This window comes from Amycolatopsis sp. NPDC033938, from assembly GCF_055575975.1.
In genome coordinates this window covers 80,519-94,730 of sequence record NZ_JBVIRO010000006.1, presented here as the reverse complement: position 1 = coordinate 94,730, position 14,212 = coordinate 80,519, and the positions used below count along the sequence as shown (strand labels likewise).

The 14,212-nt window shown below is 68.7% G+C and carries 13 protein-coding genes; 11 read left to right on the top strand and 2 right to left on the bottom strand.

Annotated features, from left to right (window positions below):
* Nucleotides 1-32 precede the first annotated feature (32 nt).
* From ACZ5ZX_RS18370 to ACZ5ZX_RS18360, 3 genes are all read left to right on the top strand, one after another.
* Nucleotides 33-647 (top strand): malonic semialdehyde reductase, encoded by a 615-nt coding sequence (locus tag ACZ5ZX_RS18370; RefSeq protein ID WP_465503192.1) that lies wholly within the window; start codon nt 33-35, stop codon nt 645-647.
* 139 nt (nt 648-786) lie between these two features.
* Nucleotides 787-2,847: a threonine--tRNA ligase gene (thrS, locus tag ACZ5ZX_RS18365; RefSeq protein ID WP_465503191.1), complete on the top strand. Its 2,061-nt coding sequence runs from the start codon at nt 787-789 to the stop codon at nt 2,845-2,847.
* Nucleotides 2,844-3,380: an HIT family protein gene (locus tag ACZ5ZX_RS18360; protein ID WP_465503190.1), complete on the top strand. Its 537-nt coding sequence runs from the start codon at nt 2,844-2,846 to the stop codon at nt 3,378-3,380. Before thrS ends, ACZ5ZX_RS18360 begins: the two co-directional genes overlap by 4 nt.
* A 291-nt stretch (nt 3,381-3,671) precedes the next feature.
* On the opposite strand, the gene ACZ5ZX_RS18355 is transcribed toward ACZ5ZX_RS18360, so the two are convergent.
* Nucleotides 3,672-4,214: a YceI family protein gene (locus ACZ5ZX_RS18355; protein ID WP_465503189.1), complete on the bottom strand. Its 543-nt coding sequence runs from the start codon at nt 4,212-4,214 to the stop codon at nt 3,672-3,674.
* Nucleotides 4,215-4,331: 117 nt separating this feature from the next.
* Between ACZ5ZX_RS18355 and ACZ5ZX_RS18350 the strand changes: the two genes are divergently transcribed.
* From ACZ5ZX_RS18350 to ACZ5ZX_RS18325, 6 genes are all read left to right on the top strand, one after another.
* On the top strand, nt 4,332-4,883 hold the full coding sequence (locus ACZ5ZX_RS18350) for a MarR family winged helix-turn-helix transcriptional regulator (RefSeq protein ID WP_465503188.1): 552 nt from the start codon (nt 4,332-4,334) through the stop codon (nt 4,881-4,883).
* Between the two features lie 102 nt (nt 4,884-4,985).
* Nucleotides 4,986-5,627 (top strand): phosphatidylinositol phosphate synthase, encoded by a 642-nt coding sequence (gene pgsA / locus ACZ5ZX_RS18345; protein ID WP_465503187.1) that lies wholly within the window; start codon nt 4,986-4,988, stop codon nt 5,625-5,627.
* Nucleotides 5,624-6,541, top strand: coding sequence for a phosphatidylinositol mannoside acyltransferase (locus tag ACZ5ZX_RS18340; RefSeq protein WP_465503186.1), 918 nt, complete (start codon nt 5,624-5,626; stop codon nt 6,539-6,541). The genes pgsA and ACZ5ZX_RS18340 overlap by 4 nt, the downstream gene beginning before the upstream one ends.
* A gap of 22 nt (nt 6,542-6,563) precedes the next feature.
* Complete coding sequence (locus tag ACZ5ZX_RS18335; RefSeq protein ID WP_465503391.1) at nt 6,564-7,709, top strand: glycosyltransferase family 4 protein; 1,146 nt, start codon at nt 6,564-6,566, stop codon at nt 7,707-7,709.
* Complete coding sequence (locus tag ACZ5ZX_RS18330; protein ID WP_465503185.1) at nt 7,706-8,188, top strand: NUDIX hydrolase; 483 nt, start codon at nt 7,706-7,708, stop codon at nt 8,186-8,188. The genes ACZ5ZX_RS18335 and ACZ5ZX_RS18330 overlap by 4 nt, the downstream gene beginning before the upstream one ends.
* Nucleotides 8,189-8,736: 548 nt before the next feature.
* Entirely contained in the window at nt 8,737-9,234 is a 498-nt protein-coding gene (locus ACZ5ZX_RS18325) for an XdhC family protein (RefSeq protein WP_465503184.1), read from the top strand.
* Between the two features lie 195 nt (nt 9,235-9,429).
* On the opposite strand, the gene ACZ5ZX_RS18320 is transcribed toward ACZ5ZX_RS18325, so the two are convergent.
* Nucleotides 9,430-11,538, bottom strand: coding sequence for an elongation factor G-like protein EF-G2 (locus ACZ5ZX_RS18320; protein WP_465503183.1), 2,109 nt, complete (start codon nt 11,536-11,538; stop codon nt 9,430-9,432).
* Between the two features lie 174 nt (nt 11,539-11,712).
* On the opposite strand from ACZ5ZX_RS18320, the gene ACZ5ZX_RS18315 reads away from it, so the two are divergent.
* Entirely contained in the window at nt 11,713-13,125 is a 1,413-nt protein-coding gene (locus ACZ5ZX_RS18315; protein ID WP_465503182.1) for an FAD-binding oxidoreductase, read from the top strand.
* A 147-nt stretch (nt 13,126-13,272) separates the two neighbouring features.
* On the top strand, nt 13,273-14,187 hold the full coding sequence (gene pdxS, locus ACZ5ZX_RS18310; RefSeq protein WP_034307818.1) for a pyridoxal 5'-phosphate synthase lyase subunit PdxS: 915 nt from the start codon (nt 13,273-13,275) through the stop codon (nt 14,185-14,187).
* Nucleotides 14,188-14,212: the final 25 nt, after the last annotated feature.

Sequence of the window (14,212 nt, the reverse complement as noted above, 5' to 3'; positions counted from 1 at the left end):
TACAGGCAAGCGTACGGAAGGAAGATCCACCCATGACCACCAGCGTTGAGCCGACCGAAGCCCTGAGCCTCCCGCAGGACGTCCAGGACCTGTTGTTCCGCGAAGCCCGCACCGCGAACAGCTTCAGCGACGAGCCGGTGACCGACGAGCAGATCCGCGCGATCTACGAGCTGGTCAAGTGGGCCCCGACCTCGATGAACAACCAGCCGCTGCGCGCGCTGGTGATCCGCACCGAAGAGGGCAAGAAGCGCCTCACGCCGCTGATGTCCGAGGGTAACCGCGCCAAGACCGAGACGGCGCCGGTCACCGTCGTGCTGGCCGCCGACACCGAATTCCACGAGCACCTCCCGCGGACGTTCCCGCACTTCCCCGGTGCGAAGGACCTGTTCGCCGATGAGGCCGGCCGCGTCGAGACCGCCAAGCTGAACGCACTGCTGCAGGTCGGCTACTTCATCATCGGAGTCCGCGCCGCCGGGCTGGCCGCCGGCCCGATGACCGGCTTCGACGCCGAGGGCATCGACAAGGAGTTCTTCGCGGACAAGCCGTGGAAGTCCCTCGTCGTGATCAACGTCGGAAAGCCGGGCGACAACCCGTGGTACGACCGCCTGCCGCGACTCGGCTTCGACGAGGTCGTCGAGACCATCTGACCTCGTCCCTCGCTACGCGAAGGCCTTCTTCCAACGGGAAGGAGGCCTTCGCGCGAGTTAGGGGTAATGCGCGTGAGCCGCGCCGCGTCTGACGACTAACATCACGGGAACCATCCGCTTTAACCACGAGGAGTCCATCGTGTCCCAGCCGTCGTCAGTAGCAGCCGCAACCGCCCCGCGCGTGGTGGTACCGGCGGGCACTACGGCGGGCACCGCGGTCCGCGAAGCCGGGCTGCCGACCAAGGGACCGGACACGATCGTCGTCGTGCGCGACGCCGAGGGCAACCTCCGCGATCTCGCCTGGGCCCCGGAGTCCGAGGTCGAGGTCGAGGCTGTCGCCGCGAACACCGAGGACGGCCGCAGCGTCATCCGCCACTCGGCCGCCCACGTGCTCGCACAGGCCGTGCAGCAGCAGTTCCCGCAGGCCAAGCTCGGCATCGGCCCGCCGGTCAAGGACGGCTTCTACTACGACTTCGCCGTCGACACCCCGTTCACCCCGGAAGACCTGCAGGCGCTGGAAAAGCGCATGAAGCAGATCGTGAAGGGCGCGCAGCAGTTCTCCCGCCGCGTCTTCGATTCGGTCGACGAGGCCAAGAAGGAACTGGCCGACGAGCCGTTCAAACTCGAACTCGTCGACCTCAAGTCCGATGTGGACACCTCCGAGGTGATGGAGGTCGGCGGTGGCGAGCTGACCATCTACGACAACCTCGACCCTCGCACCAAGGAACGCGTGTGGAGCGACCTCTGCCGTGGCCCGCACGTGCCGACCACCAAGTTCATCCCGGCGTTCAAGCTCACCCGCGTCGCCGCCGCGTACTGGCGTGGCGACGACAAGAACCCGCAGCTGCAGCGGATCTACGGAACCGCCTGGGAATCCGCCGAAGCGCAGGACGTCTACCTGGAGCGCCTCGCCGAAGCGGAGCGCCGTGATCACCGCAAGCTCGGTGTCGAGCTCGACCTGTTCTCGTTCCCGGACGAGATCGGTTCCGGACTGCCCGTGTTCCACCCCAAGGGCGGGATCATCCGGCAGGAGATGGAGAACTACTCGCGTCAGCGGCACGTCGAGGCGGGCTACGAGTTCGTCTACTCGCCGCACATCACCAAGGGCGCGCTGTTCGAGACCTCCGGTCACCTCGACTGGTACCGCGACGGCATGTACCCGGCGATGCACCTCGACGCCGAGCACAACGAGGACGGTTCGGTCCGCAAGCCCGGCCAGGACTACTACCTCAAGCCGATGAACTGCCCGTTCCACGACCTGATCTTCCGCTCGCGCGGGCGTTCCTACCGGGAACTGCCGCTGCGGATGTTCGAGTTCGGTTCGGTGTACCGCTACGAGAAGTCCGGTGTCATCCACGGGCTGACCCGCGTCCGGGGCATGACGCAGGACGACGCGCACATCTTCTGCACCCTGGAGCAGGTCCCCGGTGAGCTGAAGTCCCTTTTGGACTTCGTGCTGAACCTGCTGCGCGACTACGGTCTCGACGACTTCTATCTCGAACTGTCCACTCGGAACGAAGAGAAGTACATCGGTTCCGACGAGGTGTGGACCGAGGCCACCGAGGTGCTGCGCACGGCCGCCCTCGACTCCGGGCTCGAGCTGGTGCCGGATCCGGGCGGCGCGGCGTTCTACGGGCCGAAGATCTCCGTCCAGGCGAAGGACGCGCTGGGCCGCACCTGGCAGATGTCGACCATCCAGCTGGACTTCATGCTGCCCGACAAGTTCGAGCTCGAGTACACCGCGGCCGACGGCAGCCGCCAGCGCCCGGTGATGATCCACCGCGCGCTGTTCGGCTCGATCGAGCGGTTCTTCGGCGTGCTCACCGAGCACTACGCCGGCGCGTTCCCGGCGTGGCTGTCACCGGTGCAGGTGGTCGGCATCCCGATCACCGAGGACCAGGTCGAGCATCTGCGCGGGGTCGAGAAGGCGTTGCGGGCCAAGGGGGTCCGGATCAACGTCGACGCGAGTGACGACCGGATGCAGAAGAAGATCCGCACCCACACCACGCAGAAGGTGCCCTTCATGCTCCTGGCGGGCGCGAAGGACGTCGAGGCGGGCGCGGTCTCGTTCCGGTTCCGCGACGGCGGCCAGATCAACGGTGTCCCGGTGGACGACGCGGTCGAGGCGATCGCCGGGTGGATCCAGCGCCGCGAGAACTCCTCGCCGACGGTGGCGGGCTTGGAGGCGGTCCTCCGGTGACGGGCCCCGATGGCCCGGAAGTCGTCGGACAGGACGGTGTGGGGGTCCCGGACGCGTTGCAGCGCCTGTGGACCCCGCACCGGCTCGCCTACGTGCAGGGGTCGAAGAAACCCGACGAGGGCTGTCCGTTCTGCCGTCTCCCCGAGAAGAGTGACGAGGACGCGCTGATCCTCGCGCGCGGGAAAACGGTCTACGCGGTGCTGAACCTGTACCCGTACAACCCCGGCCATCTGATGGCCGTGCCGTACCGCCATGTCGCGGACTACACGGATCTGACGGCGGAAGAGACCGTCGAGCTGGCGGAGTTCACCCAGCACGCGATGCGGGTGATCCGGGAGGTGTCCTCGGCGCACGGGTTCAACATCGGGATGAACCAGGGCGTGATCGCCGGTGCCGGCATCGCCGCGCATCTGCACCAGCACGTGGTGCCGCGGTGGGGTGGCGACGCGAACTTCATGCCGGTGATCGGGCATACGAAGGTGTTGCCGCAGCTGCTGGGGGAGACACGGAAGCTGCTGGCCGGGGCCTGGTAGCTCCTGCTTGCGCGTGAAGGCCCCCTTCCCTCGGCTCAGTCGAGGGAAGGGGGCCTTCACGCGCAGCCGCTGTGACTGGCTGGTGGACGTGGCTGAAGGGGACTTTCCCCTCATCTCACGCGGCGAAGGGCGCTTTCCCCACATGCGATGCGGGGAAAGCGCCCTTCAGCCCCGAGGCGCAAACCAGGATGAAAAGCGCTATGAAAGGACCTTTCCTTGCAAATTTTGCAAGGAAAGGTCCTTTCATAGCGCGCTCGGACGCCTGACCGGCGCCCTGAAGCCGGAAGTCCCTCAGGAGTTGAGCGCGGCCTGCAGCTCGATGTCGATCTTGACCTTCTCGGACAGGAAGGCATTGCCCTCCGGGCCGATGCCGAAGTCGCGGCGGTTCACCGTCGCGCTGGCCGAAACGCCGAGGGTGGTGGCGTTGTCGTTGGCCGGGTTGGTGCCGATGCCGTTGAACTCGGCCTCGAGCGAGACCGGGACGGTCTTGCCGCGCCAGGTGAGCTCGCCGTCGATGACGTAGTCGCCGCCGTCCTCGCGGATGCCGGTCGAGCGGAAGGTGATGACCGGGTGCTCGTCGACGTGGAAGAAGTCCTCGGACTTGAGGTGCGTGTCACGCCCGTCGACACCGCTGGCGACCGAGGAGGCGTCGATTTCGACGGTGACCGAGGAGTCGAGGATGTTGTCGGCGGTGACGACCTCACCGGTGAAGGCGGTGAAGTTGCCCCGGGACTTCGCCAGGCCGAGGTGCTTCACGGTGTAAGCGATGTCGGAGTGAGCGGTGTCGATCGTCCACTTGCCTGCGACGTAGCCCGGGATTTCGGTGGTGGTCATGGAAGTCGATCTCCAAAGTCTGTGGTCTGCCTGTGGTGAGCCCTCAGCTTGTTGAGCGCTCAACAAGGACTGTAGCGCAATTTGGTTGAGCGTTCAACCAGGAGTAGAATGGGCTACATGTCCGAACCCCGATGGCTCTCCGATGAGGAGCAAAAAGTCTGGCGCGACTTCTCCGCGGCCACGCGGATGCTGCAAGCGCATCTGGAGGGCCAGCTCCAGCATGAGGCGGGCATGCCCCACACCTACTACGAAGTACTCGTCGCCCTGTCCGAGGCGCCGGGCCGCCGTCTGCGCATGAGCGAGCTCGCCGACGCGCGCAAGGCGTCACGCAGCAGGCTGTCGCACGCGGTCGCGCGGCTCGAGGCGAACGGCTGGGTGCGACGTGAGTCCTGTCCCACCGACAAACGCGGTTCGTGGGCGGTGCTCACCGCCGAAGGTTTCGCCGCGCTGGAGGAGGCGGCTCCCGGGCACGTCGAGGCGGTCCGCGAGAGCCTCTTCGACCCGTTGACCCCCGAACAGGTCAAGGCGCTCGGGGAGATCAGCGCCGCGGTGCTGGCCAGGCTGTCGCCGAAATGCGCCGCCGCCGAGGCGGCTCTGGCCTTGGAGGCGGAATCCGGCGTGGTCTCCGGCGACCTTCGGGAGGCACCCGAACTGGCCAAAACCGACTGAGAAAAAGCCGGTCCAGGGCGGGCACGGCGACGGGTGTCGGTGCGGGTGGATAGGCTTCGGGCGCCCATCCGACCCTGCTGCTTAGGTGCACCTGAAGAACCGATGCTCAACATTTTCGCGCGCGCCTCCGTTTCCCGCGTCACCGACCCGATGGGGAAGGTGCTCGTCCGCGCCGGTCTGACCCCGAACGCGATGACCGTCATCGGCACGGCCGGGGCGGTCCTGTGCGCGCTCGCGTTCTTCCCCAACGACATGCTGCTGTGGGGCACCTTCACCGTGTGGGGCTTCGCGATGCTGGACCTGCTCGACGGCGCGATGGCCCGCGCCCGCGGGTACGGTACGGCGTTCGGAGCCGTGCTCGACGCGACCTGCGACAGGCTCGTCGACGGCGCGTTGTTCGCCGCGATCGCGTGGTGGTGCTTCGTCCACGACGACAACCGCCCCGCCGCGGCCGCCGCGCTGATCTGCCTGGTGCTCGCGCAGGTCATCTCCTACGTCAAGGCCCGCGCCGAGGCATCCGGGCTGGAGGCGGACGGCGGGCTCGTCGAGCGCGCGGAACGGCTGATCATCGCCCTCGTCGGAACCGGACTGCACGGTCTGGGCGTTCCGTACACCGTGGACATCACCCTCTGGCTGCTCGCGGTGCTTTCGGCGATCACCCTGCTGCAGCGGACGGCCGCGGTCGCGAAGGCGGCCCGTGCCGCCAAGGCCGCCGGTCCACCAGCCGGGGAGGCCGGCTCGTGAGCGGGTTCTCACAGCGTTTGAGCGACTTCGGCTACGCGGCGGGCTGGCGGCTCGCGCGCTGGCTGCCGGAGTCGCTCGGCTCGGTGACCTTCGGGCTGGGCGCGGATCTCGCCGTCCGGCGCGACGGCGGCGGCGTACAGCAGCTGCGGACCAATCTCGCCCGCGTCGTACCGCAAGCGGACGAGGTCGAGCTCGACGAACTGACCCGTCGCGCGATGCGGTCTTACGCCCGCTACTGGCACGAGATGTTCCGACTGCCCTCGATGGACCACAAGGAGGTCAGCCGCAAGGTCGCCCAGTCGATCACCGGGGTCGAGAACCTCGACGCCGCCCTCGCCGAGGGCAACGGCGCGGTGATGGCGCTGCCGCACAGCGGCAACTGGGACGCGGCGGGCGTCTGGCTCGCGGATTACCTCGGCGGTTTCACCACGGTCGCGGAACGGCTGAAACCCGAGTCGCTGTACCAGCGGTTCGTGTCCTATCGCGAGTCGCTCGGGTTCGAGATCGTGCCGCTGACCGGCGACAGTTCCGCGATGCGCGTGCTGCTCAAACGGCTGCGGGAGAACAAGGCGATCTGCCTGGTCGGTGACAGGGATCTGACGAATTCGGGCGTTCCGGTCAAGTTCTTCGGCGAGCGGGCCCGGCTGCCCGGCGGACCGGCGCGGCTGGCCGCGACCACCGGTGCCGCGTTGATCCCGGCGGGCTGCTGGTTCACCGAGGACGGCTGGCAGATCCGGCTCCACCCGCGGATCCGGGTCACGAACCGGTCCGAGGTCCCGGCGGCCACCCAGGCGCTGGCGGACATCTTCGCCGGCGACATCGCCGCGCATCCGGCCGACTGGCACATGATGCAGAAGTTCTGGCTCTCCGATCTCGAACCCGGGGAACAGGCCGACCTCGGCGAAGCGAGCTGAGCCGATGGCTCAGACACGGGTCATGAAGATCGGGATCGTCTGTCCGTACTCGTTCGACGTACCGGGCGGTGTACAGGGCCACGTCATCGATCTCGCGAAGGCGCTGCTCGCGCGCGGGCACGAGGTCTCGGTGCTCGCGCCGGCGGACGAGGACTCGGACGTCCCGGATTTCGTCGTCCCCGCGGGGAAGGCGCTCGGCATCCCGTACAACGGCTCGGTCGCGCGGCTGCAGTTCGGTCCGGTGTCCTACGCCAGGGTGCGGCGATGGATCCGTGACGGCGAGTTCGACGTCCTGCACCTGCACGAGCCCGCCGCGCCGAGCCTTTCCTTGCTGGCGCTGAAGGTCGCGGACGGCCCGATCGTGGCGACCTTCCACACCGCGACGACCCGTTCGCGCACGCTGGCGGCGTTCCAGCCGGTGCTGCGGCCGCTGCTGGAGAAGATCACCGCGCGGATCGCGGTGTCGGCGCTGGCCCGCCGGGTTCAGGTCGAGCACGCCGGCGGCGACGCGGTCGAGGTACCTAACGGCGTCGACGTCGACTTCTTCTCCCGGGCGCTCCCGCTGGACGGCTACCCGCGGGCGGGCGGCACGGTCGGCTTCGTCGGGCGGTACACCGAGCCCCGCAAGGGGATGGGTGTGCTGCTGGAGGCGTTGCGCCTGCTGCTGCCGGAATTCGAGGACCTGCGGATGCTGGTGGTCGGCCGCGGTGACGCGGAGCAGCTCCGGCGCGAGGCCGGGCCGGAACTCGCGTCGCATATCGACCTGCTGGGCCAGGTCGACGACGAGACGAAGGCGCGGGCGCTGCGCAGCGTCGACGTCTACTGCGCGCCGAACACGGGCGGCGAGAGTTTCGGGATGATCCTCACCGAGGCGATGGCGGCGGGCACACCGGTACTGGCGAGCGGGCTGGACTCGTTCCGCCGGGTGCTCGACGACGGCAAGGCCGGGATGCTGACCGAAACCGGGGACGCGGCCGCGCTGGCCGACGGGTTGCGTGAGCTGCTCGGTGATCCGGCGCGACGGGTGTCGCTGGCGGCGGCCGCGGGGGAGCGGGTCGCGATGTTCGACTGGTCCGTGGTCACCACGCAGGTCCTGCGGGTGTACGAGACGGCGATCGCCGCCGATCCCCGGCGGGTCGGCGCGGGCGAACGCGAGTTCAGCCGGTGACGACGTGGTTGTGGATCGGTGGCCTGGTGGCCGCGATCGTGGTGCTCGGCGGGCTGTTCCTGCTCGCGACGGCGAACCGGCTGGACCGGCTGCACGTGCGTACGGACGCGGGGTGGGCGGCGCTCGACGCGGCCCTCGCGCGGCGCGCCGTCGTGGCCAGGGCGGCCGCGGCGATCCTGGGTGACGAGGGACTGCGCGCACTGGCCGAACGAGCCGAGCACGCCGAACGCCCGGATCGCGAAGCCGAGGAGAGCGAACTGACGCTGTGGCTGGCGCGCGTCGACCGGACGACGTTGCCACCCCCGCTGGCCGAGGAGCTGACCGACGCCGAACACCGCGTCGTCATCGCGCGGCGGGTGCACAACGACGCCGTCCGGGACACGCTGCATCTGCGGCGGCGCCGGAAGGTCCGGTACTTCGGCCTGGCCGGCACCGCGCGGCTCCCCGAATACTTCGAAATCGCCGAACCCGACCTCTGACCTCCGCGTTCAGTCCTCTATTGAGGGGTACGTCAATGTGGCGTGTCCTGAAGGCCCCCGTTGAGACGTTGAAGGTCTCAACGGGGGCCTTCAGGACATCACGCTTCGACGCTGGGCAGCGGCGCCTACGCCATATTTGCCTTACCCCTCGATAGAACTGGGGATGGGCGCTGGCACGCCCGCTCGCGGGTGGAGGTGAATCTCCTGACGCCCGGTTCTGATGCGCGTGAAGGCCCCCTTCCCTCGGCTCAGCCGAGGGAAGGGGGCCTTCACGCGCAAAGACGTCACCACAAAAGACCCATTAGTCACACCAGCCTCAGGTGCAACGATTCACGTGCCAACCCTCATTGCCACTCACGACCCCCGCCCAGAACCGCGCAAACCACCCAAGTCGGACAGACTTCTTCAGAAAGGTGTCCGTTGCGGATGCTGGTGCGCGGCCCGGCTTCCGTCAGGCAGCCCGTTACCGCGCCACGGCACGCCATGTTTGCCTTGCCCCTCAATAAACGCGGTAGTCGCGCGCGCATAGAGCGCGATCAGAGGACGAAATGCGGGAAGATGGGCTCGTGAGCGACGAACAGCGGGTGTTGGTAGCGGTGTTCGCGACGCCGGTGGCGTCGTACCTCCTGCGCTACGGCAAGGACCTCGGGTACACGACGGTGTTGTTCGAGCCGGACGGCGCGCGGGCGACCGACGTCGAGAACGGCTTCGAGGCCGTCTCGACGGTGCCGGAACTCGGAGCGGGCACAGACGTGGTCGTCACCGATCACAACCGGCCCGAACTCGGCGAGGTGCTCAAGGCCGTACTCGACCACCCGGCCCGCTGGGTCGGGGTGCTGGGCAATCCGCGCCATGCCGGACCGCATGTCGCCGCGCTCAAGGCACTGGACGTCCCGGAGAACCAGATCGCGCGCGTGCATCGCCCGGTCGGCTTGAACATCGGCTCGCGCACGCCGCCCGAGATCGCCGTCGCGACCTTGGCGGGCCTGCTCGCCGACCGGAACGGACGTCCAGGTGGCTTCGAGTTCCCGCCGCCTCGCGATTAGTCTTCTATGACGTTGAAGGTCTCAACGGGGGCCTTCAGGACATCACGCTTCGATGCTGGGGCAGCGGGCCTGGAGCCGGGACACCGAGTGCGGGATCCAGGCACACGAGTTACGCCACCCCGCCACCCTGGCGAACAGGCCGCCCACCGTCACGACACGTTCGACTTACCCCTCAATAACCGCGGTAGTTCGTGTCTAGAGGGCCACGGCTCCTTCCGGCATGGGCTCGAACCGGGCGTGCTTGCGGGTGAAGGTCGCCGTGCCCGAGGTCAGTGAGCGTAGGTCGGTCGCGTAGCGCAGCAGTTCCGCGGCGGGTACCTCGGCGCGGATGACCGTGCGGCCGCCTTCACCCGATTCGGTGCCGAGAACGCGGCCACGCCGGGACGACAGATCACCCAGCACGGTGCCCAGATGCTCGTCCGGAAGCCGCACCGCCACCTCTTCGAGTGGTTCGAGCAACACGATCCTCGCGGCCGCGGCGGCTTCCTTGAGCGCCAACGCGCCCGCGGTCTGGAACGCGGCGTCCGAGGAATCGACACTGTGCGCCTTGCCGTCGACGAGGGTCACCCGGATGTCGATCAGCGGATGGCCGTCGACCAGCCCTCGCTGGGCTTGGGCCCGGACCCCCTTTTCGACACTCGGGATGAACTGGTGCGGCACCGAGCCGCCGACGACCTTGTCGACGAACTCGAAGCCAGAACCGCGCGGCAGTGGCTCGACCTCGATGTCGCAGACGGCGAACTGGCCATGACCGCCGGACTGCTTGACGTGCCGTCCGTGCCCGCGGCCCGGACCGGCGAACGTCGAACGCAGGCTGATGCGGACGGGTTCGGTGTCCACGTCGGCGCCTCCCGCGCGCAGCCGCGACAGCACGACGTCGGCGTGTGCCTCGCCCATGCACCACAGCACGAGCTGATTGGTCTCGGCGTTGCGGTCCAGCCGGAGCGTCGGATCGCCCGCGACCAGCCGGGAAAGGTTGCGCGCCAGGGTGTCCTCGTCGCTGCGCGTCTTGGCGATCACGGCGACCGGCAGCAGCGGTTCCGGCATCGTCCACGGCTTCATGATCAGCGGATCGTCCGGTGAGGAGACGGTGTCGCCCGTCTCCGCAGAGCCGACCTTGGTGAGCGCGCAGAGGTCGCCCGCGACGCAATACGGGACTTCGCGCAGGTTCGCGCCGAGCGGCGAGTACAGATGCGCCACCCGTTCGTCGGCGTCGTGATCCTCGTGCCCGCGTTCGGCGAGGCCGTGGCCCGAGACGTGCACCGGACGTTCCGGGCGAAGCGTCCCGGAAAACACCCGCACGAGCGACACCCGGCCGACGTAGGAGTCCACCGCGGTCCGCACCACCTCGGCCGCCAGCGGGCCGTCGGGATCGGCGCGGAGGCTCGCGTGCGGCTCGCCGGTGGGGGAGGTGACCTCCGGCGGGGCATGTTCCAGCGGCGAGGGGAAGGCACGCACGATGCCGTCGAGGACTTCGGCGAGCCCGACCCCGGTCGTCGCGCATACGGGGATCACCGGATGGAAGGACCCGCGCGCCACGGCTGTCTCGAGGTCGGCGATCAGCGTGTCCTCGGCGATCTCCTCACCGGCGAGGTACCGGTCCATCAGGGACTCGTCCTCGCTCTCGGCGATGACCCCTTCGATCAGTTCGTTGCGCGCTTCGGTGATCCTGGCGAGATCGGCCTCGTCCGGCTCACCGATAGTGGGCGGGTAGCCGTCCGAATAGTCGAAGTAGCGACGCGTGATCAGCCCGACGAGTCCGTCACGAGCGGGCAGGTACAGCGGCAGGACGCCGGCGCCGAAGGCCGCTTGGCAGGCCGCGATCTCACCTTCGGGGTCGGCGCGGTGATGGTCGAGCCGGGAGACGACCACCGCCCTCGGCATCCCGACGGCCGCGCATTCCTCCCACACCGCGACCGTGGCCGCGTCGACGCCTTCGGCCGCGCAGACCACGAACAGCGCCGCGTCGGCGGCACGGAGCCCGGCCCGCAGTTCGCCCACGAAATCGGCGTATCCGGGGGTGTCGATGAGATTGATCTTGTGGCCCTGGTGCAGCACCGGCGCGACCGAGAGGCCGACCGACCGCTGCTGCCGGACCGCGGCGGGGTCGTGGTCGCACACCGTCGTGCCCTCGACGACGGAGCCTGCCCGCGTCACCGTCCCGGACGCGGCGAGCAAGGCTTCGGCGAGTGTCGTCTTGCCGGATCCCGAGGGGCCGACCAGGACCACGTTGCGCACTTTCACCGGGTCGTCCACAGCGACGGCGGCCCCGGAGTCCCCGTTCTTGCTCTGTTTGTCGGCCATGCCGGTCTCCTCACCACACGACGCCGGTAACAGGTGTGTCCTCGATCACACACCCGCGACGGCCGTCGCGGCAAGGCGACCGGCGATGGACCCCCCGAATGTCGACCCGCCGCTATGCTCGATGGCGGACACCCGGAGGCGAATCCGAAGCGAATCCGACGGTGGGGGAGAGCGATGGAGCTCGACAGGCGGACGGTGTTGCGGCTGGCAGGCGCGGTTCCGGCGATGGCGGTGATCCCCGGGGCAGGCGGCGGGGACGAGTGGGAGCGGCTGCGCGCCCGGCTGGCGGGCACGCTGTTCCGGCCTGGGGAACCCGGTTATGACGAGGCGCGGCTCGGCTTTTTCTCTCTGTACGACCATCGGCTTCCCGCCGGTGTCGCGGTGTGCGCGAACGAGGACGACGTCCGGCGCTGTGTCGATTTCGCGGCCAAGCATCGCGTGCCGATCGCGGCGCGGTCCGGCGGGCACAGTTACGCCGGTTATTCCACAGTGGACAGAGGGCTCGTCGTCGATCTGTCCCGCCTCTCCGCGGTCGAGATCCTGCCGGGTGGCCGGGCGGCGATCGGGGCGGGCGCGGTACTGGGCCACGTGTACGAGGCACTGGCGGCGGCGGGCCGCGCGCTGCCCGCGGGCAGCTGTCCGGCGGTCGGCATCGGCGGGCTGACCCTCGGTGGCGGAATCGGCGTCCTGGGCCGCAAGTACGGATTGACCTGCGATGTCCTGGAATCCGTGCGTTTCGTGGGTGCGGACGGGAAACTGCGCCTGGTGTCGGCGGAGACCGCGCCGGACCTGCTGTGGGCGTTGCGCGGAGGTGGCGGCGGCAACTTCGGCATCGTCACGTCGTTCACCTTCAAGACGGCGGCCGCGCGGACGCTGACCAACTTCGCGCTGACCTTCCCGCCCGCCGCGCTCGCCGACCTCGTCGCGGCGTGGCAGGAGTGGCAACCCGCGATGCCGGACGAACTGTGGGCCGGAATGGGCCTCGGCGCGACGGTCGCGAACTGTGGCGGTTGTTTCGTGGGCTCCGCCGCGCAGGTGAACCCGCTGCTCGACGACCTCGTCCGCCGCGTGGGCACTCAGCCGATCACACGCGAGGTGACCGAACAGAGCCATCTGGCCACGATGCGCGCCTTCGCCAAGGAGACCGACTTCCCGGCCGCGGCCCGTGACCGGGCGGATTATGTGGCCACTTCGAGGATGCTGACCCATCCGGTGTCGGACACGGACGCGCTGGCGTCCCTGCTGACCAGCGATCCTGATCTGTACACGATCTTCGACGCCTACGGCGGTGCGATCGCCCGCGTGTCACCGAGCGAGTCGTGTTTCCCGCACCGGGACGCGCTCGGAAGCATCCAGGTGATCCGCGGGACCAGCGATGGCGAAGCGCGGGCGCGACGGGTGATCGGCCAGGTCAGGGACCAGCTCGGCCGGGAACTGGGGCAGGCCGGGTACGTCAACTACATCGACCCGGAGATGCCGGACTGGGCGAACGCGTACTACGGCGAGAGCCTGCCGCGGCTGCGGCGGGTGGCGCGGAAGTACGACCCGGACGGCCTGTTCGCCTTCGCGCAGGGCCTGGCCCGCTAGCCCCTCACGCGACCAGAGGACCAAATGCGGGCCAGATCACCCAGTGGACTGCTGAAATCGTCATGAACTGGCCTGCTTGAGAGGTCCAAAAGCGGCCTACCCTCGGAAGGGTCACTCCACCTCGCGCGCTTTCCGAAAGGTCCAGCAGTGTCTGACGACTCCACGAACACGGCCACCACCTCGCTCACCGGCACCGCCCGGGTCAAGCGCGGGATGGCGGAGATGCTCAAGGGCGGTGTGATCATGGACGTGGTCACCGCCGAGCAGGCGAAGATCGCCGAAGACGCCGGTGCCGTCGCCGTGATGGCGCTCGAGCGGGTCCCCGCGGACATCCGCGCGCAGGGCGGCGTCGCCAGGATGAGCGACCCGGACTTGATCGACGGCATCATCGAGGCCGTCTCGATCCCGGTCATGGCGAAGGCCCGCATCGGCCACTTCGTCGAGGCCCAGCTGCTGCAGTCGCTCGGCGTCGACTACATCGACGAGTCCGAGGTGCTGACCCCGGCCGACTACGAGAACCACATCGACAAGTGGGCCTTCACCGTGCCCTTCGTCTGCGGTGCGACCAACCTCGGCGAGGCGCTGCGACGGATCAACGAGGGCGCGGCCATGATCCGCTCCAAGGGTGAGGCCGGCACCGGCGACGTCTCGAACGCGACCACGCACATGCGTAAGATCCGCGCGGAGCTGCGTCGCCTCTCGTCGCTGCCCGAGGACGAGCTTTACGTTGCGGCGAAGGAACTTCAGGCCCCGTACGACCTCGTCAAGGAGGTCGCGGAGAAGGGCAAGCTCCCCGTCGTGCTGTTCACCGCGGGTGGTATCGCGACCCCGGCCGACGCCGCGATGATGATGCAGCTCGGCGCCGAAGGCGTGTTCGTCGGTTCGGGCATCTTCAAGTCCGGTAACCCGGCTCAGCGCGCCGAGGCGATCGTCAAGGCCACCACGTTCTACGACGACCCGGACGTCATCGCGAAGGTTTCGCGTGGCCTGGGCGAGGCCATGGTCGGCATCAACGTCGACGACGTGCCCGAGCCGCACCGGCTTTCCGAGCGCGGCTGGTAAAGCCGGCCTTCTTTGGATTTCACCG